28 protein-coding genes and 1 tRNA gene are annotated in these 23,755 nt (G+C 49.8%); 9 read left to right on the top strand and 20 right to left on the bottom strand.

Going from position 1 to position 23,755, the window contains the following annotated elements:
- Positions 1-96: 96 nt before the first annotated feature.
- From IE055_RS00540 to IE055_RS00475, 14 genes are all read right to left on the bottom strand, one after another.
- Positions 97-549, bottom strand: coding sequence for a hypothetical protein (locus IE055_RS00540; RefSeq protein WP_189398057.1), 453 nt, complete (start codon positions 547-549; stop codon positions 97-99).
- A 132-nt stretch (positions 550-681) separates the two neighbouring features.
- Entirely contained in the window at positions 682-885 is a 204-nt protein-coding gene (locus IE055_RS00535) for a hypothetical protein (protein WP_189398056.1), read from the bottom strand.
- Between the two features lie 88 nt (positions 886-973).
- Positions 974-1,396 carry a hypothetical protein gene (locus IE055_RS00530; RefSeq protein ID WP_189398055.1) on the bottom strand — a complete coding sequence of 141 codons (423 nt, stop codon included), beginning with the start codon at positions 1,394-1,396 and terminating at the stop codon, positions 974-976.
- An 82-nt stretch (positions 1,397-1,478) separates the two neighbouring features.
- Entirely contained in the window at positions 1,479-1,871 is a 393-nt protein-coding gene (locus tag IE055_RS00525) for an ankyrin repeat domain-containing protein (RefSeq protein WP_189398054.1), read from the bottom strand.
- A 97-nt stretch (positions 1,872-1,968) separates the two neighbouring features.
- A complete protein-coding gene (locus IE055_RS00520) occupies positions 1,969-2,679 on the bottom strand; it encodes a hypothetical protein (protein ID WP_189398053.1) in 711 nt (236 codons plus the stop codon).
- Between the two features lie 444 nt (positions 2,680-3,123).
- On the bottom strand, positions 3,124-3,798 hold the full coding sequence (locus IE055_RS00515; protein WP_229794056.1) for an ATP-binding protein: 675 nt from the start codon (positions 3,796-3,798) through the stop codon (positions 3,124-3,126).
- Between the two features lie 89 nt (positions 3,799-3,887).
- Positions 3,888-4,271, bottom strand: a complete 384-nt coding sequence (locus IE055_RS00510) for a hypothetical protein (RefSeq protein ID WP_189398051.1) — start codon at positions 4,269-4,271, stop codon at positions 3,888-3,890.
- A 108-nt stretch (positions 4,272-4,379) separates the two neighbouring features.
- Positions 4,380-4,814 carry a hypothetical protein gene (locus IE055_RS00505; protein WP_189398050.1) on the bottom strand — a complete coding sequence of 145 codons (435 nt, stop codon included), beginning with the start codon at positions 4,812-4,814 and terminating at the stop codon, positions 4,380-4,382.
- Positions 4,815-4,896: 82 nt separating this feature from the next.
- Complete coding sequence (locus tag IE055_RS00500) at positions 4,897-5,379, bottom strand: hypothetical protein (RefSeq protein WP_189398049.1); 483 nt, start codon at positions 5,377-5,379, stop codon at positions 4,897-4,899.
- A 77-nt stretch (positions 5,380-5,456) separates the two neighbouring features.
- On the bottom strand, positions 5,457-5,852 hold the full coding sequence (locus IE055_RS00495) for a hypothetical protein (protein ID WP_189398048.1): 396 nt from the start codon (positions 5,850-5,852) through the stop codon (positions 5,457-5,459).
- Positions 5,853-6,244: 392 nt separating this feature from the next.
- A tRNA-Leu gene (locus IE055_RS00490) sits at positions 6,245-6,331 on the bottom strand.
- A 344-nt stretch (positions 6,332-6,675) separates the two neighbouring features.
- Positions 6,676-7,149 (bottom strand): chemotaxis protein CheX, encoded by a 474-nt coding sequence (locus IE055_RS00485; protein WP_189398047.1) that lies wholly within the window; start codon positions 7,147-7,149, stop codon positions 6,676-6,678.
- Positions 7,146-7,514 carry a response regulator transcription factor gene (locus IE055_RS00480; protein WP_189398046.1) on the bottom strand — a complete coding sequence of 123 codons (369 nt, stop codon included), beginning with the start codon at positions 7,512-7,514 and terminating at the stop codon, positions 7,146-7,148. The genes IE055_RS00485 and IE055_RS00480 overlap by 4 nt, the downstream gene beginning before the upstream one ends.
- 9 nt (positions 7,515-7,523) lie before the next feature.
- Positions 7,524-9,674: an ATP-binding protein gene (locus tag IE055_RS00475; RefSeq protein ID WP_189398045.1), complete on the bottom strand. Its 2,151-nt coding sequence runs from the start codon at positions 9,672-9,674 to the stop codon at positions 7,524-7,526.
- A gap of 386 nt (positions 9,675-10,060) precedes the next feature.
- On the opposite strand from IE055_RS00475, the gene IE055_RS00470 reads away from it, so the two are divergent.
- Complete coding sequence (locus IE055_RS00470; RefSeq protein ID WP_189398044.1) at positions 10,061-10,900, top strand: hypothetical protein; 840 nt, start codon at positions 10,061-10,063, stop codon at positions 10,898-10,900.
- Between the two features lie 71 nt (positions 10,901-10,971).
- Here IE055_RS00470 and IE055_RS00465 read toward each other — a convergent pair whose 3' ends face one another.
- The gene (locus IE055_RS00465; RefSeq protein WP_189398043.1) at positions 10,972-11,187 is read right to left on the bottom strand and encodes a hypothetical protein; all 216 of its coding nucleotides are present in this window, start codon (positions 11,185-11,187) and stop codon (positions 10,972-10,974) included.
- 131 nt (positions 11,188-11,318) lie between these two features.
- Between IE055_RS00465 and IE055_RS00460 the strand changes: the two genes are divergently transcribed.
- The 3 genes from IE055_RS00460 to IE055_RS00450 all read left to right on the top strand — a co-directional run bounded on the left by IE055_RS00460 (position 11,319) and on the right by IE055_RS00450 (position 14,409).
- On the top strand, positions 11,319-12,548 hold the full coding sequence (locus tag IE055_RS00460) for an MFS transporter (protein WP_229794055.1): 1,230 nt from the start codon (positions 11,319-11,321) through the stop codon (positions 12,546-12,548).
- 46 nt (positions 12,549-12,594) lie between these two features.
- Positions 12,595-14,043 (top strand): M20/M25/M40 family metallo-hydrolase, encoded by a 1,449-nt coding sequence (locus tag IE055_RS00455; RefSeq protein ID WP_229794054.1) that lies wholly within the window; start codon positions 12,595-12,597, stop codon positions 14,041-14,043.
- 66 nt (positions 14,044-14,109) lie between these two features.
- The gene (locus tag IE055_RS00450; protein ID WP_189398042.1) at positions 14,110-14,409 is read left to right on the top strand and encodes a putative quinol monooxygenase; all 300 of its coding nucleotides are present in this window, start codon (positions 14,110-14,112) and stop codon (positions 14,407-14,409) included.
- Here IE055_RS00450 and IE055_RS00445 read toward each other — a convergent pair.
- The 4 genes from IE055_RS00445 to IE055_RS00430 form a co-directional block, all read right to left on the bottom strand.
- On the bottom strand, positions 14,406-14,834 hold the full coding sequence (locus IE055_RS00445; protein WP_189398041.1) for a DUF3703 domain-containing protein: 429 nt from the start codon (positions 14,832-14,834) through the stop codon (positions 14,406-14,408). The genes IE055_RS00450 and IE055_RS00445 overlap by 4 nt on opposite strands.
- A gap of 73 nt (positions 14,835-14,907) precedes the next feature.
- Positions 14,908-15,603 (bottom strand): helix-turn-helix transcriptional regulator, encoded by a 696-nt coding sequence (locus IE055_RS00440; RefSeq protein ID WP_189398040.1) that lies wholly within the window; start codon positions 15,601-15,603, stop codon positions 14,908-14,910.
- 46 nt (positions 15,604-15,649) lie between these two features.
- Positions 15,650-16,492 (bottom strand): NADPH-dependent 7-cyano-7-deazaguanine reductase QueF, encoded by an 843-nt coding sequence (queF, locus tag IE055_RS00435; protein ID WP_189398039.1) that lies wholly within the window; start codon positions 16,490-16,492, stop codon positions 15,650-15,652.
- 34 nt (positions 16,493-16,526) lie between these two features.
- Positions 16,527-17,780, bottom strand: a complete 1,254-nt coding sequence (locus tag IE055_RS00430; protein WP_189398038.1) for a DUF819 family protein — start codon at positions 17,778-17,780, stop codon at positions 16,527-16,529.
- A 106-nt stretch (positions 17,781-17,886) separates the two neighbouring features.
- Between IE055_RS00430 and IE055_RS00425 the strand changes: the two genes are divergently transcribed.
- The 5 genes from IE055_RS00425 to IE055_RS00405 all read left to right on the top strand — a co-directional run bounded on the left by IE055_RS00425 (position 17,887) and on the right by IE055_RS00405 (position 22,952).
- A complete protein-coding gene (locus IE055_RS00425; protein ID WP_189398037.1) occupies positions 17,887-18,234 on the top strand; it encodes a hypothetical protein in 348 nt (115 codons plus the stop codon).
- Between the two features lie 113 nt (positions 18,235-18,347).
- Entirely contained in the window at positions 18,348-18,824 is a 477-nt protein-coding gene (purE, locus tag IE055_RS00420) for a 5-(carboxyamino)imidazole ribonucleotide mutase (protein ID WP_189398036.1), read from the top strand.
- 4 nt (positions 18,825-18,828) lie between these two features.
- The gene (locus IE055_RS00415) at positions 18,829-19,962 is read left to right on the top strand and encodes a 5-(carboxyamino)imidazole ribonucleotide synthase (RefSeq protein WP_189398035.1); all 1,134 of its coding nucleotides are present in this window, start codon (positions 18,829-18,831) and stop codon (positions 19,960-19,962) included.
- Between the two features lie 159 nt (positions 19,963-20,121).
- Positions 20,122-21,585 carry a hypothetical protein gene (locus IE055_RS00410; protein ID WP_189398034.1) on the top strand — a complete coding sequence of 488 codons (1,464 nt, stop codon included), beginning with the start codon at positions 20,122-20,124 and terminating at the stop codon, positions 21,583-21,585.
- 170 nt (positions 21,586-21,755) lie between these two features.
- A complete protein-coding gene (locus IE055_RS00405) occupies positions 21,756-22,952 on the top strand; it encodes a hydroxymethylglutaryl-CoA reductase (protein ID WP_189398033.1) in 1,197 nt (398 codons plus the stop codon).
- A gap of 70 nt (positions 22,953-23,022) precedes the next feature.
- Here the strand turns inward: IE055_RS00405 and IE055_RS00400 are convergent, their stop codons facing one another.
- Entirely contained in the window at positions 23,023-23,748 is a 726-nt protein-coding gene (locus IE055_RS00400) for a proteasome-type protease (protein WP_189398032.1), read from the bottom strand.
- Positions 23,749-23,755: the final 7 nt, after the last annotated feature.

The following is a 23,755-nucleotide window of genomic DNA, read 5'->3' as shown; positions in this document are numbered from 1 at the left end:
CGTACGGCGAAGGAAACGGTCAAGCCCATCTGCACATAGTGTAGAGAGCGCTTCTGAGTGGAAGTGGAGCGCAGCGGCTTATTACGCATTTCACTACTATTTGACCTTCACAAAATACTCTCGGGAATTGGATACATCTTCGAGTAACGGACTACCCATGTAGACCCAATACGTATTGTTATCAACGAAATTGAGCAGCGATATAATCTCCTGGTTATACATGGTGTATTTAATTGCAACGGAGTAAGGAGTGCAGCCCAGATTTACATAAGCAACACTCTCATTTGCACCTTTCCAGTCGTACGATTTACCGCTAATTTCAACTTGCCTAAAGGGCACATCTTTCATTGTCATCAGACCCTGGGAATAGGTAATCTCGGCGGTGCCCACGATCTGATTTATGAACTCATGTGTGTGCTCAGGAATTTTCGCATACGAAGCTGTATAGTTCAGCGTAAGCTTATGATCCGATCTCCAAGTGCCATCTAAGGAAGGACAAGAGCTAACACTCTCTGAAATAAAAGCAACTATAAATAATGAAGTTCTCATGCTGTCCTTTATCTTGTGTAACGTCCCAAGTCCGGACCGAAACGAATTGGTTTGAGTTACGTCATTAAAGCACAGAAGCGGGCTGCGCAACGCGTAGCATTGCAACCATACATTAGCATGTCATATTTGTGGCTACTCGTTCTCTATCTTACGATCTATCCTGTATGCCGAAAGTATCGCTGCACCGCTAAGTATGAAAGCGGGTATTCCAAATTGCCAAAGGTTTAACTCAAGATAAACCCGAGAAATCAACGCAAAGAGAAACATCCCTAAACCACATACGGCACAAAACCAAAAAGCTTTTGATGTATTGAAGAAAATATATTGTTTTTCCATGCTTATGCCTAAATATTGTTTAGGTCAGCGACTTTGTAACAGGCGCTGTGCGGAGAGCCGAAGATGACTTTGATTAATTTGTTACGTGTTATTGGTTAATTGCTTGTTCCAGATAATCGACCGACTCAGCTACCGAGATTGTAAAAAAACCGCCTTGTCCAGAATCAAAGGCCTCTCTCCATATTTGGTAACCTTCCTTGTAATTTGACAATATACCTGCCTGTCCACTTAATTTCGTAACACTAGCCTTCAATGCTTTAGGACTAATAGGCAAGTGTGAAATGTCACTGCCATACCCCGAAGGTGCTTGAGGGTTCTTAATTCGAAGACCGTCAATACTAATATGAATAATTTCCTTGCCCTCACGCCTGTCGATCTGGACAATCGTAAGCTTCGATTCAGCTTCGTGATCTCTTGTTTGATAGCTCCAGATTTGACCGACTGAAAAATCACCAGCCAAAGCTGTAGATACCATAAATATTGAGCTAAAAAGTATTAATAGTTTCTTCATTGCTCTCTTATTGTTAACGCGGGCCGAGGGAGTTCGCGTCCATGTGCTCGACACGATTTAATGTTTGTTCCTATGGGGCTGACTATATAAATTCTCTAATTTTCGTATTTGCACCATATTTTTCTAATAGCTCCTTCATTTCGGTGATCTCATACTCAACTGCATAATCATAAGCTCGCCAATTATTGCACCAAATACCGTTTGGATTTGCACCTGCTCTTAAAAGCGCCTCGGTAATTATAAGTATATTCTGTCCATGCAAAGTTTTAGAGGATCGATACTCAGACAATAGATAATGAAGATAATCCGACAATTCATCTTTAGCTTGTGGAGATGCTCCCGCCTTCAAGAGACTCTTTATCATCTCTACATCCTTAAGATGGAGATAAACTTCCAGATACGAGAAAACTTCTTCTTTCTTCTCAGCAAAAAACTCCAGATCTATAAGGGTATCTAGCAATTCTTGACGCGTCATGTTCACCTCAGGTCAACACCGAGCGCCGCAACGTGATGGCGAAGCCATGAAACGAAGGTCTGCGGAATACATGACAGAGAGTTCTTGCCTGGCCTTATTATGGTTTCGTGATTCTTGGTACATTGTTCATAAACGCGACGACTTCGTTAGCAATATTGCCTAGTGCTTTAGCAACGGCTTCCAATTCAGCTTTTTTGATTGTTTCGCTAAAGTTCGTATCGCCGGACGACTTCTTAGTAGTGAAATCCTCAGTACTTACTACAGATTTCACAATGATTCCTGAACGGACATCAAGTAATACGGCTTCAATCGAGCAATAGGATTTGCTTTCGTTAGGATCGATAAACCTATATTTTTGATAAGACTGGCAGGAGCTTCTGTAAGCAAGTAATAAATCAGCTTGGAATCGTGCCGCCGCTTCCCGTAATACCGGCAACGATCTTTTTTCAGATACCAGCATTGCAGGCAAAAATGACGCATCATAAACCCGGTCGGATGCCCTCAGTTTGTTGATCAGTCTCTGAACTAATGAATCATTCAGCTGCGTAAAATCATTTGAGTAAAACCGCCAATAGTTGTCGGTACTGAGTTTCAGGATTGCGATTCTGTTTTTCTCGGGCAATGTTACCTGGTAATTTAACAGTTCGTTTATCTTCTTACCATCGTCCCCAAACGCAGCGCCCTCAACGAGTCCATCGTTGAAGTTCGTTACCGCTCCTTGATGATAACTCTTAGGCCGATCAACAGACCCGACAGTGGCGCACGCCTGAAGAAATAAACAGGCGATCCCTACATAGATTACTCTCATGATTCTCCTTTTTTAATACTCATAACACAGTGAACAAAGACGCCCGCGAAGTGAGCGTAGCGAATGGCAATGTTTCACTATGCTACGTGTTTTCATTTGATATCGCGCCATTACCTAAATTTATTTCATGAAGCTGACCATGAAAATCGGCAACCAGAGCAACGTTTTCTTTAACCTACATTCCTTCGGTTAGGATTTCAGGGCCAGATGAACCCCATAACTTCCTCTGTTGTAGAGCCCAATTTCAACCTCTCCCCACGTAAGTAAACAATCCCTATCTGACAGCTAAATAACCCAAAACATGCAGTAAAATCTACTTGTTGGGGGTAGGTCCGATAGGTAACGCCTTGCTAAGGAGCATTTTGGCTGAATTGGAGTTTTGGGTACAGTGGCGCAGCCACCCAAAACGGAAGGTAAGACGAAATGCCCCTCTTGAGCAATTTGTTAGCTCTTATACTCCACCTCTATTGGAAGTTTAAATTTCTTGGTTATTCGACGAGCTTCGACCTCAATACCCGATAAATCGAAGTAGGTATTTGGTAATATGCTCGAATCTAGTTCTATCGATATACGAGTGAAATCACTACCTTTATCTTCTTGAACGATAGGATCGTTTACTCTTACTCCTTTTTTAAACTCTATAGTAGTAATACGGTTTGAATTCCTGATTTTCGCAACTAGTGTAGAACAAACTGCATTGAGCGTGGCAAGCCCTAACTTACAAAGCTCGTCACCAACCTTAATGTTCTTTTTTTGATTGTGACAGCCCATGTGTAGCGAAAGGAATATAATTGCGGCCGGCAATTCGTTAACTGCTGAATGAGGATCAAGTGGCATGCCGGCGTCATACCATACTTCCAGCTTATTTAAAGAAACATTCATTTTGACAGTGGAGCAATTACCTTCAATAAATTCATCTGCTGCATGGCATAAAGCTTGAAATGCTAACATGGTGTTTAACTTGGGATCGTCAAGTTCTCCCAAGTACATGGAAGGTCGTCGCCTTACTGGTTCTAATCCTTTTAATACTTCAATTTCGTTTGAGTCATATGATTTTGACATATTACTATCTCGAAGAGAGCTAACGCCGCTATTTGCGGCAAATTTGGAATGGACCATTTTGTGTTAGCGTAAGCGTTAAGACACAAATAAGGACCATGGAAAATTTGTCCCGCGCTTGCGCAGCAAGTGCGTGCAAGGTAGCCTTGTTAGCACTCGAGCGCACTGACTTTAACCACTGTAACATAAGCCACACGACCTCCACGCCACCACGTTGCCTTTGTACCAACTTTAAGTCTTTCATGATGATATATTCGACGCTCGTCACTTAAAACCCACATATTGGCATAACCTTTTTTGGGAATATTGCCAAGTGTGGTATCCGTTATAACCCGGCCACTTTCATCAAGTATCTCTGGCCAGATCATGTGAACCCCTTCAACTTGAGGGTCGTCTCCGTCATAAAGGAAATCCACTCTCATTCCTTGCCCAGGCTTAGCGTTTTTTATTTCCTCGGCTAAATCAACTTCATATTCCACTATGAAATCTGGTTGCCTTTTCGTTCTCTCTTCGTACGGTATATGTGGTTCCATAATGTAATGCTAACGCCACAAACAGGGGCCGCAACGCAGGTGCGAAGCGCCGGAGTGGAGGTCCCGGCCGTGCAGCGGCCCTTGCCGGTTTACTTTGTTATGCATTTTCTAATGTTGCTCGTATTCGCTTAGTTTCAGGAGCACAACCATTGGTGGAGTTCCTTGCTTCCCAACGTAAAGAATGGATAGATATGCTGAAACAAAATCCTCTTTACTTAAGCACAGCGTACCGATATCGGTGGTTTCGTTTACACGTGTCGTGGCGACCTGGATCTCGGTGCCCTGTGGCATAAGCTGCCATCCTTTACCTTTAGTTTCAATCTTTCGATAGCTCACGCTCGTGAAATGCCTTTCGCCGAGTTCAACGAATACAAGATTGGTGGGGATGCGAGCTGAAATACGCTGGCAATCTACTCCGCCATCCTTCTGCACTTGTATATCAATGCCGGCCTCTTTAGCAGATTCCGACGACATTTCTTTCCATCCCACGGCGAGGCAGCTATTCGAAATCAGAATTAATACAAGTGCATGGAATATTTTCACGATGCTCACTTATGCATAACGCCAAAGCTATAGGCGCGCAAGAATTGCGCGTCCAGCCCGTAGGGCGTAATACCCTTTCTTGTTATGTGTGTTTCTCATGGCTTTTTTGCCAGAAAGACAACTGATAGTCATCGTAATCTTCGCTGTTTTCAGGAATGAAAAAATCTACTGTGCAAGGTTTACCTGGAAACAAAAATGCCAATTTTGCTTCGTAGATTTCTTTTAACGCATTTCCTATTTCTATCAATTTATCTGAAGAAATATCATCACAACCCCGATGGTGTATGTCGACAATATGAAGATGATTAATTACCCATTCAACGGATTTCGGAGTGGCCCCCTCTTGTGCTTCGAAGCCACGGATGTTTTCTATAGCCTGCTCATCTAATGGTTCACTAGTTTGAAAAATATAGTTTTCGAAAGCCACAAACTGAGGATTAAAAACGCTAACGTACGCAGTGGCTAATGAAAAATTACCCATACAGGACAGCCAAGCTTCGAGATCTATTCCAGCTCCGTTATTCCATTTGGATAATTCACTCTCCATACTTGGTGGAATCTTCATACTACACATAACGCCCTTGGCATGGGCGACCGGCGTGGCCGGGAGTCCAGCCCGAAGGGCGAACATGCCCAAGATTGTTAGGCATCGAAAACTGCATGGCCATTTAACGCCGAATCTCCCAATATTTCTCGAGTCTTTTTCTTAAAAAGATTAAATTTAATATCTGCCGAGATTTCATCCCCATTCTCATAAATTTCTTTGTACAGGTTAAGAACTGTAAGGAAAGTTTCTTCTAGCTGTTCCCCAGCTCTGAAACTGAATGATATCTTTACTAATCCATTTTCAATCTTTGCAGTTGCTGTCGTATCTATTGTCGCAGCCAAAGTAATTTCTTCACTTTTCAGAGCTCCTATGCTGGCTTGAACCAATAGATCAAACAAATTATTTGTTTCATAAGTCTCTCTTCGAGCATATTGAAAAACTTCAAAAATAAGTATTAGCTCTAATCTTGGCTGAAAGCTTACTAATTTCATTTATCAACTGCCTAACAGCTTATTATTGAGCGCGCTCGATTTCGCCCAAATTGATATTTCGCAAAGACTTCATATCCCTTTGTTTTACCTATGCTTTTTCTCACTCCCTCGTTTTTCCTTGGTGTGAAAGTGTGCGTGCGCAATATCAATCCTAGCAGTGCGCAATAACATTCTCAATAAAATATCTAAGCCTTTGATTTTCTTTGCTTTGTTTAATATCAAAAGTGGCAAAGTGTGCGCGAGATGGGGCGTAAAGTTACCCATTTTTAGTAAATCAACGGGATATACTGTTTTTTTTTACAGTTTTTTAGTTGGAAAAATATGACCGGATATCCGGCGTAGGCTGGAGTTTTAGTTCGTGAAATTCGAGAGGGATTTTGAGACTTTTGGAATGGTGCCCAGGAGAGGACTTGAACCTCCACGGCCGTAAGGCCACTAGCACCTGAAGCTAGCGTGTCTACCAATTCCACCACCTGGGCATACTGCATATTGTGGATACGTGAAGTGATCACGCTGCCCTGGGATCGTTCGACACGCTACGCGTGGCCGCTTTGCGGCACTTGAACTTCGTCCATTCGGACTCGGTTCTTCGTCTACCAATTCCACCACCTGGGCATACTGCATATTGTGGATACGTGAAGTGATTCACGCTGCCCTGAGATCATTCGACACGCTACGCGTGGCCGCTTTGCGGCACTCGAACTTCGTCCATTCGGACTCGGTTCTTCGTCTACCAATTCCACCACTGGGGCAAGGAGGGGCGATTATATAGCGTTGTGCGCTGGTGCAAAAGCGGAATTTAAAAATTCTCGTTAGTTTTTAATCATTCTCGGGCGTCGATGGAATCGAGGCTTACGATGAGCTGCGCGGTGTTGCCGCGCCACTTTAGGGGTAAAACGTAACTCAGGCGTTCGGGCTTGAGACTGTCGTTGTCGAGGTGGCCGCTGATGACTTTGGGCGTGGAGATATGAAACTCGGGGCCGAGGGTTTTTCTTACGTTGCCGGAAATCGTGTTGGCGACTTCGCCAACGATGTCGGACATATACTGATCTGAGAATTCGGACTCGCCCAGGCTAAGCAACAGGTACTTAAGCAAGGCACGCGACGACGAAAAAAATACGAAGCCTTTGGTTTTGCCTGAAATTGCAATCGCCCCGGTGAGATCGAGGCCCAGTTGTTCGTGATTCCGCACTAGGTATGGCGTACCGAGTTCAAGTGACTTTCGGTCCTTGGAGACGTGCGCGAAGTAGCGAGATACACCATCCAGAAAGGTAGTGATGTGTTGTAAATCTTTCATCGTTGCCCCGCTACTTTTAACACCTGTTCGATTGCGCTTTGCAAATCACTTTCGGTAAATGGCTTACACAGAAACCCGTTGGCACCGTACTTGAGCGCGGTGATGGCTGTGTGTTTGTCAGACAAGGCCGACACCACCAGAATCGCGGCTTTAGGGGCGATGGTCACCATGTGGCGAATGCATTCAACACCGCCCATTTCGGGCATGGTGAGGTCCATGGTGACTAAGTCTGGTAGCTCTTTTTTCGCGGATTCCAGCGCCTGACGCCCGTTTTCAGCACGTTCGACTTTGGCAAAACGCGAGAGCAAACTGCGGCTGATCTTGTTTCTGATCACCAGCGAATCATCAACTATTAATAGCTTCATGTGCGACTCCTAGGCCACCTTGGCGTTCAACGGGGAGTCGTCGATCTGGCTTGAACTACTGAACAGGAAAATAAATTGGGTGAACTCCTTGGCCACACTGCGCACCTGAACTTTGGCACCAATCTGTTTGGCCAAATCCCACACCAGCGGTAGGCCCACACCACGGCCAGCGGTGGTGTCGACGTGTGCTTTGGTGCTGAATGGTTCAGTAAATACAAACTTGAGCAGTTCCGCCTTAGATAATGTGCGGTCTGCGACCGACTCAGCGTGCTGCCCTTTGATTGCACGCTCAATGGCGGCGTAATCGAAACCGCGACCGTCGTCTTCAACCACAAAACGATAATTCCCTTGGCCATCGTCACTTAGCAACACCTGAATCCGACCGATGCGGGGTTTGCAGTGCGCGCGTCGACCGTCGACCGATTCAATACCATGTGCCAGGCTGTTTCGCACAAGTTGCACCGCCATCGAATACAAAGATTGTTCAAGGTCGCGGGGTAACGGGTGTTCGAAGCCCCGAACTTCCAGCTGCGCTGTCACGCCCTGCTCTTGTGCGATGTCGCTGACCATGGTTTGCAACCCATGCCAGCGTTGATTGATTGCTGGTGGCATCACCGTGCCAACAACGGGCACATCAAGGTCTTGTTTGCTGGTGGCCTGATCGTAGCGAATACCGTATTGTTGAAGCCGCTCGCACAAGCTTTTGAGCAGCTCGATGTTTTCAATGATTTGCTTGAGCGCCACGGTCAGTGGCAACACATCCCGGCCACTCACGGACTCTGATTTCGCTCGTTCCAGCAATTCGGCAATGTCTTCTTCAAACGCATGTACCTGCTCGCCCAGCGTCGTTAAACCAATACTGCGTGCATCGCCTTTGACACGATGCGCGAGCGGCATGATCTGCGCTAGACTGTGAGCAATACTCTGAGCCTGACCACGCTTACTTTTGAGAACCTGGTTCATCTTGGTGAGTGATGACATACCCTGCTCGATAAATAACCGCAGTTCGTCAGGGTTGATCGGCAAGATCTGTGAAAACAACGCCAATTGTGTATGCATCTTGGTTTCAGAAGCTTCCTGAGTACTGCGCAGCTTAACGCGGTCGGTAATGTCCTGCACCGTTACCAGTAGCACGGTTTCGCCGTCTTCCTGCACCAACGGGGCAAAGCTGAAGTTCAGATATTTTTCTTCGTGCTTGCCATTCGGTGTTTCTACAAAGGCTTTTACTTCTTTCAGTGGATTGAGATCGCCAATCAAATCCGGGCTCACATGCTGTTTGAAATACAGCGAGATAAAATCATGCGCACTGCGCGCCGTAGACTCAGTGACGTATCGATTTAAGAACGCAGCAAATTTACGCCCGGCGATCTGATTAGTGCCGAAAATTTCTTCCAGCCGGCCAGAGTGTTGCAGACCGATTCGCAGGTTCGCATCCACCAGACACACACCATCATCGATGCTGGCAAGCAATTGATCGGATTCATGCTGCTTGAGCTCTAGCCGACGATCACGGGTACGCAGCTGGTTCAGGAAGTGAAATAAAATCACAAAAAAGTTAATCGTTGCAAGTGAAATACCAGCCACTTGTGCGCGCCGCAATAAGGTGGTTTGTGCTTCTGCTTCATGACTGAAGTGATCCGTGAGCTGGGTCATGAGGTCGAACAGCACCAGGTTATTGCGCGCGATGAATTCGGAAGCAGGCTGAATCTCTTCGTCGGTAATCAGCGTATCTTTCATCAGTGGTTTGATCGCCGTGTCAAATCCAGACCAGAGTAAATTAGCCTGATTGAGCAATGCCCTTCCACGTTCCGTCGTCACCGCGTCAACTTGAATTTTCGCGCCGGTTTCGGTCGAGGTGGCCTGCCCACCGTGTGTCAGCGCATTCAGCGTTTCACCAAACAAGGTGTAATGACTGCGCAGCTCTTCCAGACCAGACTGATACACCCATTGCTGTAACTTTTGTGACTTGATGTACAGCGTGGCTTTCGACATCTGCTGACTCAAGGTACTTTGCCGCGCGGCCAGATTGATCAACTCGGTCTGCTCCGCGATCTTGCCAGAAGTATAAAAATTGAGAATCAGTACGCCTAAATCAAAAATAATGAATAGCGCTATGGAAATGACGAGAAATCGGTATTTACCGAACAACTTGGAGAACACGATTTATTTTCCTCTACCAATAGGTAGCTCTACCCAGCCAACAATCATGGCCAACCGGTCCCCATTCTTAGGCCTCTGCATGACATAAATATGACGGCTGTCTACAAAACTTGAGATTATGCCGCTCTGACAGTAGACCTTGTCCGGCTAGGGTTTTCAGTCGTCTGACACGCTGACAAAAATTGACAATCTCTGGTCCGGCGGTGCCGATTTGCAATTGCTGCTCACAGTTTTGATAATCCACCCACAAAAAACGATCTGGTCGCAGAACTGATGCAAACAATATCGCCACACGATGTGGCTTGCGGCCAAAGAATCACTGATAAAACATTGGGCGAAGAGAACTTGCGATAGCCAGTCTCGGATGTGGGGTTTTTGATTAATTTATGACTCAGAGTAAAAATAAACTATTGCTGTTTTTCGATCATGAGGACAGCCACAAAACCTGCTTATTGATGTTCCTCAAACTGAACGAGGAGAATTTTGCTCAAGCGCAACGGTTTGCCAATCAGTTCGACATGAAATTGCCTCGCCAATGGGGCGTGGAGTGGACTGAACCAGAAGTAACCGCGCAGCCGGATTACATTCAGGTTGAGTACCAAAGCAATGCTGGTGAGGAACTGCCCTACGAACTCCTGCATGGCTTGTTCCGTGCCGGACTGCGAGGGGCCGCAATTGAGTCGCACTTTCCAGATAGCGACACCACCATGCAGCACTTTTTCGTTCGAGGTTCAATGGTGACGTCTAAGTCGCTGTATAAACGTGTGGACCGTGCTGCCGAGATTGTTGCCGGTCAGTTCTCCAAACCCGAGGACGAAGCTGAGCAGCCCGAGCTAGACAAACCGATGTCTTTGCGCCGGATACTCATGGAGCGCGAGCAGGCGCAGGCAGAACAGGCTGATACGTTCGATGAGACAGAATCAATTCAGGCAATCGCCCCCGAACCAGACGCCGAGGCGCTGGCTGATCTAGACGCTGAGACCGATGAGCTGTTGCGCAAATCACTGATAAAACAAGCCATCGTCAAAGGCTCAATACAAGGATTACCGGCTGGCGTGATCGCTGCGCTGGTGCTCGACGACTGGTGGTTGTGGCTGGGTCTGGGCGTACTAATCGCTATTGGGTTATCGCTGTTCTATGTGAAGCGCAACCTGGATGAGTTCGAGAATGAAGATTTCTCGATCGAACTCGACGACGGCTTCTCCGAAATCAGCCAAACTGACTAAGCGCACACGAACCCAGATTGCGACGCGGGTTTTAGCGGAGGCGTTAGCGGCCCACCATGTGAGTGACTAGTTCATGTACCGTTCTCACGCATGGCTTTCTCACGCTCTTTGACGGCATCTTGCAGCGTATCTTCAACGTCTTCGGCTTTTTCCAAGGCATCCAGCTGCGGTTCAATCATGCGCTCCAGCGGTGTTTCAGTTGACGGTTCTGACGAACCGCTTCCGCAAGCGCTGAGCAGGACAAACATACTAATGGCAAGGCTGACCGACATAATCTTTGTTGGCATGACACACTCCCGGTTAAATTAACTGCGTTGAATAAAAACTTTAGCACAATGCGTGGCGGTGTTTTGCACCAATATCCTTTACACTAAGCGCTCACCTGCGCATTCGTTAAAGACCGGCCAATTCCAGTTACGTGATCGATACCCTCCAGCAAAAGCGTGCCACTCGCTTCGTATTACTGACGGTTTTTGCCTACGCCATTGGCTTCGGCATCATCATGCCAGTGCTGCCAGAATTGATCGTCGAATTGGAACAAGTTTCGCTATCAGAAGCTACGTGGATTGGTGGTTTAATTGCAGCCTCGTACGCCGTATTCCAATTCCTTATGGGCCCACTGGTTGGCAATCTGGGCGATCGCTTTGGCCGCAGACCGGTCTTTTTGGCGTCTTTGGCTGGCTTCAGTGTGGACTTTTTTCTCATGGGTTTCGCTCAGAACATTCTCTGGCTGTTTATCGGTCGTTCTATTGCCGGCGCACTCGGAGCGATCTTCGGCCCGGCCAACGCAGTAATGGCGGATATCTCGAGCGCACAAGATCGAGCCAAACGTTTTGGCATGGTTGGTGCTGCTTTTGGGATTGGCTTTATGGTCGGCCCAGCGCTGGGTGGGCTGCTCGGCGACATCGGCACTCGAGTGCCTTTTTTCGTGGCCTCGGCACTCGCTGCGTGCGTTTTTGTGTATGGATTGGTGGCGTTTCCTGAAACCATGCCGGCATCATCGCGTCGATCTTTTTCCCTACGCCGTGCTAACCCGGTTGGCGCGCTGCTCAGCTTAAAGCAAGTACCCGGTGTGTTGGGTATTGCCGCGGTTTATTTTATCTGGGTAACCAGCACTAATATCTACCCGGTGAGTTGGGCTTACTTTGCGCCGATCAAGTTTGGTTGGGACAGCAAAATGGTTGGTTTATCTCTGACGCTGGTTGGTATTTCCATGGCGTTAGTACAAATGCTATTGCTGGGGCGGGTTGTGGCCCGCTGGGGCGAACGCGGCGCAGCAATTATAGGTTTGAGCTCGGCCACGCTGTCAATGCTGTTTTATGCGTTCACCAACAGCGCCCTCTTAACCCTGGTTGTGTGTCTGGTAGTCGGTATTCAAGGCATGGTCATGCCCAGCATCAATGCCATGATGTCACAACGCACGCCAGTTGATAGTCAAGGCGAACTGCAAGGCTTTAATGGCAGCTTAGCCGCATTAGCAGCCTTGGCCGCACCGTTAATCTACAATACGACACTGTCGTATTTTACCGCCGCCGACGCCGCCGTGCATTTTCCAGGCGCGCCATTTATTGTCTCTTCGATACTGGCAGTCATCGCGCTGGTGGCAATAACCCGACTCAACACGGCCACTGCCCTCGCTACAGAATAACTAACGCAACATGTTCCACTTTCATCGACATTTTTCGGAGTCCAAAATGAAATGTTCCACCGCCATCAACCTGATGATTAGCGGAGTGCTCGTGTGTATGAGCACAGCAATCCACGCCCAGACTGACGACAACTCGACATCAAGTCGTATTGAGCCGGCGATTTTAGAGACAGCCAATGCGCTGATCGACACCGCACTCAAAAGCAACCTTGGGTATGAGATTGTTGAATCTTTAACGACCGAAGTCGGACCACGACTGGCTGGTTCAGAAGCTGAAAAACGGGCGCGTGACTGGGCCGAGAAACTGGGCGATTCATTGAGTTTCGATCGCGTATCAGTAGAAGAGTTCACCATGCCATTTTGGGATCGCGGACATCTGCATATTTCACTCACTCAGCCGTACAAACAAGCGCTATATGGCACCGCGCTGGGCGGATCAGCACCAAGCACGGAGGACCTGGAAGCTCCGGTCGTTTATTTTCGTACCGTGCATGACATTCAGAACATCAATGACGGTGAATTAAACGGCAAAATTGCGTTCATTGATGGTGAGCCGATGGTTAAAAGCCAAACGGGAGCAGGTTACGGGCCAAGTAACCAAAAGCGTCGAATCGGCTGGCAACACGCCCAGCGCGGTGGTGCTTCGGCACTGGTAATTCGCTCGGTTGGTTCGGATTCGCACCGCTTTCCACACACCGGCATGATGAGCTCAGACAACAACAACTGGGCGACGATTCCAGTCATCGCGATTTCCAATCCAGATGCGGATCATTTGCGTCGTCTGCATGAGCTCAATAAGACCATGCATCTCTCTCTGCACTCAGGTTCAGACTGGCAGGGCGATGTCACCAGCGGCAATGTGGTATTCGACCTAGTCGGCCGCGATAAACCCGACGAAATTGTCCTGATCGGCGGCCACTTGGACAGTTGGGACCTTGGTACCGGCGCGGTTGACGATGGTGCTGGTGTGGCAATCACCACCGCCGCAGCCGAATTGATCGCACGTTTACCACACCGTCCACGTCGAACCATTCGCGTGGTGTTATTCGGGGCCGAAGAAGTGGGGTTGCTCGGCGCCAGAGCGTATGCCGCGCAACACGCAGCGGAATTGAACAATCACGTACTCGCCACCGAATCAGACTTCGGAGCCGAGAAAATCTGGCGCTTACGCTCAAACGTCAACCCAGACGCCAACGCAGTGATCGACGGGATCGGTCGTCAAATCGAACGATTGGGGATCGTGCGTGGCGATGCCAAGTCGCCTGGTGGTGGACCGGATATCATCCCGTTGGCAGCCGCTGGTGTACCGACCGTGCGTCTGGACCAAAACGGCACCGATTACTTCGATCTGCACCATACGCCGGATGATACGCTGGATAAGATCAGCCCTGAAGCATTGGCTCAAAATGTGGCCGCTTACGCCGCTCTGGTCTATATTGCGGCTGAGAGCGAAGCGGAATTTCGCCTCCCTAAAGCGACCGAAGACAAAGAGTAGATGACCAAACCCGAGCGGTGACGCATCACCGCTCGGGTTCGCAAATCAAGACGAAAGGGGCATAGCATGATTGTAGTCTGGGGATGCATTGAAACAACGGCGGAACACGTGCAGCAAGTTCTGAATCTGAGCCTGCAACACGTACATCGTTCTCGTACCGAGCCCGGCTGCATCAGCCACAGCGCTAACATTGATGCCGAAAATCCACACCGCGTGGTGTTCTTCGAGGAATGGGAGAATATGGATGCGCTCAAAACCCATTTTTCGGTGCCGGCTTCATCGGAATTCGTCAATCAAGTAGCTCGACTATCGGTATCGCCACCAGAGATTCGCGCTTACACCGCGGAACCAGTCAAACTAGGTTAAACAATACGCGTCAAGGCGATCAATAGCACCAGCCCAATTAACAGCCAAACAAGGACTCTGGCACGGTATTCTGGTCGTGCATTCTGGCTTGGCACAACCGCTTTGAGGTCCTCTGGAATCGGCATTGGACGCAACGCCGACACGTTGGCACCACCGGTATTCCCGATCGGTACCCAGCCAAACAGAAAGCCCGGCACCACCGCCACTAGGCGCAGTGTCTGGCCGATCACCTCGCGCCATCGCCGTGTGCGCATACCGACCCGAAACATCCAGGCGTGCGTGATGAGATGAGGAAAGAAATAGCGCTGCCCGAGTATATGCGCACGTTCAAGTCGTGCAAAACTCACATCGTACTGCTGAGCCAGATATGCCTGGCGCGCCAGCGCCATTTCTTGCTCGAAGGCGTGTTGTGTCTTTGCTTGCATGCTTGAGTTCCCACAGTCATTGAACGAACGCCAAGGTTACTGGGGTTTGTCAGCTTGGTATTGAACCAATCGCCTATCCAGACGCGGCCTGCAATAACTGAGTTGGAGTGAGTCCAAACAGTTTTCGCGCCGACCGGGTGAAATGCGCCTGATCGGCGAACCCTCCTGCCAACGCCGCCTCCGCCAAACTCATCGACATTGCCTGTTTGGCGGACACCCGGATGGCTTGCCACAATACCCATTTCGACAAGGGGACTCCGAGTTGCTGCTTTGCCAAGGTGCGTAATCGGGACACCGAGATTCCGGCGTGCTGCGCAGCGCGTGTCACCGCCCCATTTAATGGTTGCCCGTGCAAATACGCCAGCGCGTGAGCCAGCCTAGGATCGAGATTCGATTCGGACACGTTCAGGCCTTGGTGCAACTGTGCGTTCAAATCAGAGAGTGACAGAGACAAATCCAATCGTTCGGACTCCGGCAATCGGCAGATGTCGGCGTCACCGGCTTTTTGCATCCAGATTTGCCCCAATGCGGACTGCGGCTCAACCAGTAACAGGGTTAACGTAGACGTTGGCAGGAGTTGATGTGGTGCGTCGGGACGGACCAGCAACGCGTGGCCCTGAATCGTTTTTCCACTGGCATCAAGCATCGACAAGGGCGTTTCGGCCTGACAGATCTGCACCGACGCATGCCGATGCACTGCATTGTCGCCGGCCGCTCCGCGATACAACAGCAGGCACTGATCAACATGGACTTCTCCCCGCCAGCCCACTTAACGCTTCTCTCGGGTGCCAATGCGCATGCGGATTATGAACCGGCTATTGGCGAACAGTGCGCAGGTGTGGCAAGGGCGCATACCCCGGCGTGTAACGCATTGGACTGATATCCAGACCGCCACGACGTGTGTATAAAGCCTGCACAGCGAGCTGCTGCGGCGCACAGCGATCCATAACATCGACGAAGATGCGCTCAACACATTGCTCATGAAATTCATTGTGTTGACGAAACGAAATCAAATATCGAAGCAAGGCAGCATGATCGACCTGCGTGCCCTCGTACTTGATGATCACACTCGCCCAATCGGGTTGATTGGTAATCAAGCAGTTCGATTTCAGTAGATGGCTGTGAACGGTTTCAGCAACACGGGCGGCACTGTTCGACAACTGGAGCAGTTCGGTGTCCACCGTGTAAGTCTGCACATCAATGTCCAGTGCATCCAGACAAGTGCCTGGAAGTTCACCAATCGCGAACGCACGAGCATCATGTGCTGGCATTAGGGTAAGCCGCACAGAACCCTCGGCTACCGCCTCCAGATCGCGCTGTAATACCTCCGCCACCTCAGACTGTGAGGCGAACGTGCTCTGGTTGAAACTGTTTAGATACAGCTTGAAGGATTTTGATTCTACGATGTTAATTGACCCGGCATCGAAGATCACCTGCGCCAGCGCCACCATCGGTTTGCCACGCGGGTTTAACCAAGACAATTCGAACGCCTGCCACACATCGTGACCAGCGAATGGCAACGCGCTCGTGATCCCAAGCGGTGTGCGATTCAGGCTACGCGGTACGGGCTGCAATAGCTCGGGACTGTATTGGGATACGTACTCAGTTGGCCTACCCAAGCTCAGTGCCTGTAACGCGTCATTTTTATCGTCAACCATGCTTGCTACTCCACAGACAACCTGTGTGCAATGTTTAAACCGGCGCCGCAGCCTGCATAATCAAGCCGCACAACCAAGCGCCGTACGTGCCTAGTACATAGCCGAAGACCGCCAACAACACACCGACCGGAGCCAGCGCAGGATGGAAAGCCGCCGCCAATACTGGCGCAGACGCCGCACCACCAATATTGGCTTTACTGCCAATCGCCAGAAAGAAATACGGGGCTCGGATCATCAGGCCCACAACCACTAACAAGACCACGTGGATCAGCATCCAAATCCCACCAACTAGAAATAGACCAGGGTGATCAGCCAGGGTTCGGATATCCATCTTCATGCCAATGGTCGCCACCAGCAAGAAAATGAAAATCGCGCCGATCTTAGATGCACCGGCCCCTTCGTAGCTCCGAACGCGAGTGAACGACAACACCACGCCGATTGTCGTGGCAATGACGATCAACCAGAAGAATTTCGAGGTCAGACTAAATTTAGCCAGCCCAGGGGCATGCACTTCCAGATACGGGGCAATCAGATCCGCGCCGGCATGCGCGATGGCGGTGGCACCAAAGGCGATGCCAGCCATAACCATCAGGTCAGTAGTGGATGGGTTGCGCTCGATGCTTTTTCCATAAGCTTCCATTTTTTCTTGTAAGCGTTGCACCGAACTGGAATCCGCTTTGAAAAATCGATCCAGTTGCTCTTTACGCTGAATACCGATCAATAAAAAAGCCATCCAAATTTCTGCCACGATAATGTCTACCGTGATCATGATCCCAAATAGGGTATTTGACGGACTGAAAATTTCATACATCGCGGCCTGGTTGGCGCCGCCACCTATCCAGCTTCCCGCCACCGTGGTCATGCCACGCCAGACTGCCTCTGGCCCCGCACCGCCAACCAGGTCTGGGTTGAATGCTGACACGATAAGAATCGCCAGCGGACCACCAATAATGACACCGACGGTACCGGTCAAGAACATGACCACGGGTTTAAAACCCAGGTGCGCGATTTCTTTCAGGTCCACGCTCAGCGTCAGCAAAATCAAACAAGCGGGTAGCAGGTATCGCGATGCCACGTAATACAGCTGAGAGTGCTCACCATCCACAATATTGAACGTGTTCAATAAGGAAGGGATGAAGTAACACAGCAGCAACATGGGAACGATGCTGTAGAATTTAACGAGTTTCGGGTGCGTGCTGTGTGAGGTTCGGAACACCAGGGCAAGAATCCCTAGGAGCAAGCCGAGCACCACAGCATCGTTCGTAATAAGTACATTTGAAGTATCCATCGCGGTATCCTATCAGTGCCGATGTGCGGGCACAATCGAAACCCGTTCTGCCAGCTTGGGCACGCATCCACTCTTAATTTTTACCTTTACGCACGGTGACTCAACTATGAAACGACTTTCTCTGATTCTTCTCACGCTGTTGCTCGCCTCCTCTTGCACACAGGAAACCCAGAACAAATTTGGCCGCGCAGTGCAAAACTGGACAGGCACTGACGGTGTGCTTGAGATTTACGCAGGTGATCGACTAGTTCGCCGCTTCCTTGAAATTGACAAATTATCCACCGCAGTCTCCACACGCGGCAGCGATGCCCGCCCTTACCGCTTCGGGTACGGAATTCTTGACCTTAATTTAAACGGTCAAGTAGACCCGGGTGAACGTAAAGTTTACTTTGAGTTCAGTGATTATTCGACGCCGTATGTGTTCTTTGAGAAGCCGAAAAACGCACAGCTTTAAGATCAACACTTATTCTCAGAGTCTGTGCTCAAGCAGTAGTCTTTAAGAGCGGAGTTGACTATCATATATGGCCTTTTATACGACGCACCCGTTTAAGGGCAACCACCTGAACTATGGCTAAAGTACACATCATTATGGGCTCCCAGTCTGACTGGCCGACTATGCAGCTCGCCACCAAACCGCTGGATGATTTAGGTGTGGCTTATGAATGCAGCGTGGTATCCGCTCATCGCACACCACAACGACTCGTTGAGTTTGCTGAAAATGCTGAAACGAATGGCGTGGAAGTCATTATTGCTGGTGCCGGTGGTGCCGCACATTTACCCGGCATGACCGCAGCGATGACGTGGATTCCGGTCGTAGGCGTTCCCGTCAAATCCGCCAGCTTAAATGGCTTGGACAGCCTGTTGTCGATTGTGCAAATGCCAAAAGGCGTCGCGGTTGCTACCCAGGCAATCGGCACCTCCGGCGCGTTCAATGCTGGACTGATGGCGGCACAGATTCTCGCCGGTTCAGATAAAGAACTGCGTGAGCGAATCAAAACATGGCGCGCAAAACAAACCGAGTCGGTACCGACCAACGTGGAATAACATTATGTCTGTGGTGATTTTGGGCAGCGGCCAACTGGCCAAGATGCTCGCTGAAGCGGGGAATGAAATCGGCATTTCCTCAACTTTTGTGGTCAAGCATGGTGTATCTGCTGACCCGGTTGGCGGGCTGGGTGAAGTACACCGACACGACTCTGACGACCAAGCGCAGGCGTGTCTGGACTCGCTACCCAACGTAACTGCGGTCACCGTCGAGACCGAAAATACCGCCAGCAGTTTACTCAGTTTACTCAGTGAGTCTTTTCCGGTTCGGCCAAACACCGCGTGCGTGGTTGCGTGTCAGAATCGTGAACACGAACGTCAACTACTGGACCAACTGAACATCCCCACCGCACCACACGCCGTGGCACGAGAACACAGTGCGCTCACGTCCGTGGTTGAGCAAATTGGTTTTCCGTTAGTGCTCAAAACCCTGTCTGAAGGCTATGATGGCAAAGGACAATGGGTGGTCGAGTCGGCCAAAGAATGGGAATCGCTCGATCAATCCACCTTGACACTGCCGCTGTTGGTGGAAAAGAAAATCGATTTTATACGCGAAATTTCACTCATCGGAGTGCGTTCCCCAGAAGGTGAAATCCGTTTTTATCCGCCCGCTGAGAACATACACATTGGCGGTATTCTGATCGCGTCTTTTGCGCCTGCTGCCAATCTTTCAAACACGATCTTGCAGCAAGCGGAAACCAATTTAACCAAACTTATGGAGCATCTGGACTACCAGGGCGTGATGGCCATGGAGTGCTTCCAAACGGCTGATGGCTTGCTGGTGAACGAATTAGCACCACGCGTGCACAACAGTGGCCACTGGACAATGGACAGTGACGTCACTTCTCAGTTTGAAAACCATATGCGCGCTATTACTGGCAAGCCACTGGGTATCACTCAGACGCAAAAACACACACTGATGCTCAACATCTTGGGCGAGATCCCTGCCGGCCTGTCGGCCGCACCTGAGCCGTTCTCCTTGTACGACTATCGCAAGTCCGCGCGTCCTGGACGCAAAGTTGGGCATTTGAATTTGCAATATTCGGACTCCAAATCACTGGTCTCTGCGCTACACACTTTGGCGAAAGTCTGGCCCAACGAATTCGTGCAAACACTAATCACTCAAATTAAGGATTGAAGCACTCAAACTGCTCCGTCACATTGAGACTATGGTCGGATTGCATACCAAGTACGTAGCGTACGATGATAAGCCGCGCGACCACCTCCATAGAGAGACGCTGGATTGCTTACCTCGTGGGGTAGCTAATAATAAATTACAGAAATTGAAGGTTGAAAGATGAAAATAAATCGATGCGTTGCCGCGATACTTCTCGGTGTTGCACTGATGGCATCCAATGCGCAAGCGCAGGACGTAAACTTATCTCAGGTCCTTGAGCGCTTGGAACGTTTAGAAAAAGAGAATCAGGAGCTGCGTGAAAAATACGACGCACTCGCAGCTAAGGTCGGCATGAAAGCGCCGACCGCGCAGATTGCTAAGTCCACAACGCGCGCCACTGAGCGCTCGCAGCCACTGGTGCAATACGACCCTGAATTAGGGTATGACTTCCTAGATCCGACCACCAACATCAATCGCAAGCAAGTGCTTCTGTTAGATAAGCGCCAGTCGGGTGCGTTGTCGAAGAACGTGGTAAATCTGCAAGGTGCTGTGACCGCGATTGCCAACTACCAGAGTTCCAACGAACCAAACCTATTTGGCTACCTGATGCGTCACCCAACCGCCAACAACCAAGTTGGCACCACCGTATCCGAGGCGACGATTCACTCTGCCCAGTTAGGATTTACTGCCACGATGGGGGACTGGGTAACCGCCAGCGCCGAACTGTTGTTTGATCCGGAGCAAAGTTTTGGCACCGGTACTAATACGGCACTAACGCGCAACCAAACCCAAGTACGTCGCGCATACGTGTTGTTCGGCAATCTTGACGAGTCACCGCTGTACGCCAGCATCGGCAAGATGGCAGTACCATTTGGTTTGACTGACACCGTGAACCCGTTTACCGCGTCAACCGTTTGGCACGCCTTCGGGGGACTCGCAAATGGTGCCACGTTCGGCTACCAAAATGATGGTTTGAACATCTCCGCTATGGCAATCCAAGGTGGCTCACAATTTCGCTCCGCAAATACGCCGGTCGACGGCACTGCGGTACCCAGCAAGTTGAACAATTACGCATTGAATGCAAGTTATGAGTTCGGTGCCGATTCAGATCAAAGTTTGTTGTTGGGCGCCTCCTATCAACGCGGTACGGCATATTGTCAGGGCTTTCCGATTACTCACTTTGCACTGTGTGAAGAACCGAACGGTGCCTATGATGTGTACGCGCGCTGGAACTCGCCGGACTGGACTGTCAAAGCCGAATTCGCCAAGACTGAAGACGAGTGGCCAGGCACATTCAACCCATTGATTCCAGAGTTTGCCGCCAGCAAAGTGACCAGCATGGACCTCGGCGTTCAATACCGTAACCAACTATTTGGTAAACCAACGGCGTACTCGTTTGAATTCAGCAATTTTGAAGCAGGTCCTGCCGGCTCAGAATGGGAACGTCAAAACCAATGGGTTCTGGGCATTGCTACACGTTTGGCACCCAGTGTTAAGTTGTTCGGTGAGCTGATCAAAGTTGAAGGCTACGCGCCTCTCAACTTCCTGACTGGCGGACACGTACCAGGCCGACCTGACATTCCGGCCAGTGACGCCTCGGCAGACTCAGACATCCTCATGCTGGGCGTCAACGCTGCATTCTAAACTGACCAGACATACATGAGCGCAATCAAGCCTCACACCCTTCGGTGTGGGGCTTTTTTGTGTCTATTAACCACATCATGAATGTCGTTAAAAAACGCGCATTCATCGCTACAACCGCTTAAAGTGCTCTGCTAATCTAACTGTCCACGACAACAAATTCGAGAGCAATAATGAGTAACGATAACGCGAATAGCTCAAGTTCCGCACCCAAAATTCCCCGGCAAACCAATGATTACACATCGGAAGCCGTAGCCGAACGGCAGCAGTTCGTGTACGACCAGACACAGGTTTCACTCAAGCACGTGACACATGGATCACTGCCACTGGACAGTTTAGCTGGCAATATTGAAAATTACATTGGCGTGGCACAGGTGCCCATTGGCCTAGCCGGCCCACTGCGCATTAATGGGCAGCACGCCCAGGGCGATTTCTACATTCCAATGGCCACTACCGAAGGCACCTTGGTGGCGAGCTACAGTCGCGGCATGCGTGTATTGTCAGAACTGGGTGGCGTAACCACAACCGTGATTGAACGCTATATGCAACGTGCGCCAGTATTCCATTTTGACGACGCACAACAAGCGTGCGATTTCGGCGATTGGGTAGCACAGAACATGATCGCGATTCGTGACGCCGCCGAGGCCACCACGTCGGTTGGCAAGTTGTCACACATTGAGCAGTACGGCGTTTCACGTATGCGCTTTCTGCGTTTCAACTACACCACCGGCGATGCTGCGGGTCAAAATATGTGCGGCAAAGCCACATTGGCAGCTTGCCAGTGGATTCAACGACATTATCCAAAGCCAGTGCGATATACCCTATCCGGTGCAATCGACACCGATAAAAAGCACTCTCAGATCAACACCTTGCATTCGCGTGGTGCACGCGTGGTTGCCGAGGCCGTACTGCCAAAACAACTCATACACGAGGTTATGCGCGTTGATACCCGTGATATGTTTGCTGCGCGTCAGGTTTCCAATGTCGGTGCCCTACTGGCAGGCTCGGTAAATAACGGTTTGCATGCAGCCAATGGGCTGGCGGCCCTGTTTATAGCCACCGGTCAGGATGCGGCAAATATTGCGGAGTCGCACGCGGGCATCGTGTATGTGGACTTGTTAGAGAATGGCGACCTTTACTGGTCGATCACGTTACCCTCGGTCATTATCGCCACGTACGGTGGCGGAACTGGTTTAGGGTCACAACGCGAGTGCCTTGAGATCATGGACTGTTATGGTAAAGGGAACGCGCTTAAATTTGCTGAAATATGTGCCGCAACCGTATTGGCTGGTGAACTGTCGTTGGCCGCCGCCGTGTTGGCGGGCGACTGGGTAGCAAGTCACGATCGCCTCGGAAGAAATCGCCCTTAGACCGACAGCCGATCACCTTTGTTCGTCACCGTCAGCGAACTCGACGTCCATGCCGAGTGTGTTCGACGTCTCAAGTGCTGATGGCAGCGAAACTGTCGCGTAACGCATTCGACCAAGCGTCCGATAGTTTAGTGAACTCCGGGTCACCAGCATCGATACGCTGATATTGATTCACCTTACACGCACCATTCTTAATCACGGCTAAGTCCAACGGCATACCGACCGACAAATTCGATCGAAGTGTGCTGTCCATCGACAGCAAGGCAGCTTTACGTGCATCGTCAAGGCTCGTGGAACGCTGAATGACGCGATCTAATATCGGCTTGCCGTATTTGTGCTCCCCAATTTGCAAAAAGGGTGTGTCATGCGTCGCTTCAATAAAATTGCCTTCGGGATACACCAGAAACAAACGCGGATCACCACCAACACGCTGGCCTGCCACAATAAATGAAGCGGCCGCTGACTGATTCATGCGCGTTAGTTTCTCATTAATTTCAACCGTGGTCTCGGACAGCATACTGCCGATTATCTCCACCGACTGGAGCAGGCTCGGTGCGAGCATAAACGACGTTTCTTGAGTCGCTTCCGGGTCGTCAATGGCCTCCGTGAGTTTGGCAATCACGGTTTGTGTGGTCGACAAGCTGCCCGCCGTCAAAATAACAATGACGCGCTTGCCTGGGTCTTCAAACACAAACATCTTTTTATAGGTTGCGATATTATCGAGGCCGGCATTGGTGCGTGTGTCACTCAGCAGCACCATGCCTTCGTCTACCATCAAACCGACACAATAGGTCATTTACGCT

Origin of the sequence: Arenicella chitinivorans (genome assembly GCF_014651515.1) — a bacterium.
Taxonomy (GTDB): Bacteria; Pseudomonadota; Gammaproteobacteria; order Arenicellales; family Arenicellaceae; genus Arenicella; species Arenicella chitinivorans.
This window is presented reverse-complemented; position numbering and strand designations above follow the sequence as displayed.

Bases quoted from the DNA above. Each gene is read 5' to 3' on its own strand.
- IE055_RS00540 (WP_189398057.1), bottom strand. From the start codon at position 549: ATGAGAACTTCATTATTTATAGTTGCTTTTATTTCAGAGAGTGTTAGC.
- IE055_RS00535 (WP_189398056.1), bottom strand. From the start codon at position 885: ATGGAAAAACAATATATTTTCTTCAATACATCAAAAGCTTTTTGGTTT.
- IE055_RS00530 (WP_189398055.1), bottom strand. From the start codon at position 1,396: ATGAAGAAACTATTAATACTTTTTAGCTCAATATTTATGGTATCTACA.
- IE055_RS00525 (WP_189398054.1), bottom strand. From the start codon at position 1,871: ATGACGCGTCAAGAATTGCTAGATACCCTTATAGATCTGGAGTTTTTT.
- IE055_RS00520 (WP_189398053.1), bottom strand. From the start codon at position 2,679: ATGAGAGTAATCTATGTAGGGATCGCCTGTTTATTTCTTCAGGCGTGC.
- IE055_RS00515 (WP_229794056.1), bottom strand. From the start codon at position 3,798: ATGGTCCATTCCAAATTTGCCGCAAATAGCGGCGTTAGCTCTCTTCGA.
- IE055_RS00510 (WP_189398051.1), bottom strand. From the start codon at position 4,271: ATGGAACCACATATACCGTACGAAGAGAGAACGAAAAGGCAACCAGAT.
- IE055_RS00500 (WP_189398049.1), bottom strand. From the start codon at position 5,379: ATGAAGATTCCACCAAGTATGGAGAGTGAATTATCCAAATGGAATAAC.
- IE055_RS00495 (WP_189398048.1), bottom strand. From the start codon at position 5,852: ATGAAATTAGTAAGCTTTCAGCCAAGATTAGAGCTAATACTTATTTTT.
- IE055_RS00485 (WP_189398047.1), bottom strand. From the start codon at position 7,149: ATGAAAGATTTACAACACATCACTACCTTTCTGGATGGTGTATCTCGC.
- IE055_RS00480 (WP_189398046.1), bottom strand. From the start codon at position 7,514: ATGAAGCTATTAATAGTTGATGATTCGCTGGTGATCAGAAACAAGATC.
- IE055_RS00470 (WP_189398044.1), top strand. From the start codon at position 10,061: ATGACTCAGAGTAAAAATAAACTATTGCTGTTTTTCGATCATGAGGAC.
- IE055_RS00465 (WP_189398043.1), bottom strand. From the start codon at position 11,187: ATGCCAACAAAGATTATGTCGGTCAGCCTTGCCATTAGTATGTTTGTC.
- IE055_RS00455 (WP_229794054.1), top strand. From the start codon at position 12,595: ATGAAATGTTCCACCGCCATCAACCTGATGATTAGCGGAGTGCTCGTG.
- IE055_RS00450 (WP_189398042.1), top strand. From the start codon at position 14,110: ATGATTGTAGTCTGGGGATGCATTGAAACAACGGCGGAACACGTGCAG.
- IE055_RS00445 (WP_189398041.1), bottom strand. From the start codon at position 14,834: ATGCAAGCAAAGACACAACACGCCTTCGAGCAAGAAATGGCGCTGGCG.
- queF (WP_189398039.1), bottom strand. From the start codon at position 16,492: ATGGTTGACGATAAAAATGACGCGTTACAGGCACTGAGCTTGGGTAGG.
- IE055_RS00430 (WP_189398038.1), bottom strand. From the start codon at position 17,780: ATGGATACTTCAAATGTACTTATTACGAACGATGCTGTGGTGCTCGGC.
- IE055_RS00425 (WP_189398037.1), top strand. From the start codon at position 17,887: ATGAAACGACTTTCTCTGATTCTTCTCACGCTGTTGCTCGCCTCCTCT.
- purE (WP_189398036.1), top strand. From the start codon at position 18,348: ATGGCTAAAGTACACATCATTATGGGCTCCCAGTCTGACTGGCCGACT.
- IE055_RS00415 (WP_189398035.1), top strand. From the start codon at position 18,829: ATGTCTGTGGTGATTTTGGGCAGCGGCCAACTGGCCAAGATGCTCGCT.
- IE055_RS00410 (WP_189398034.1), top strand. From the start codon at position 20,122: ATGAAAATAAATCGATGCGTTGCCGCGATACTTCTCGGTGTTGCACTG.
- IE055_RS00405 (WP_189398033.1), top strand. From the start codon at position 21,756: ATGAGTAACGATAACGCGAATAGCTCAAGTTCCGCACCCAAAATTCCC.
- IE055_RS00400 (WP_189398032.1), bottom strand. From the start codon at position 23,748: ATGACCTATTGTGTCGGTTTGATGGTAGACGAAGGCATGGTGCTGCTG.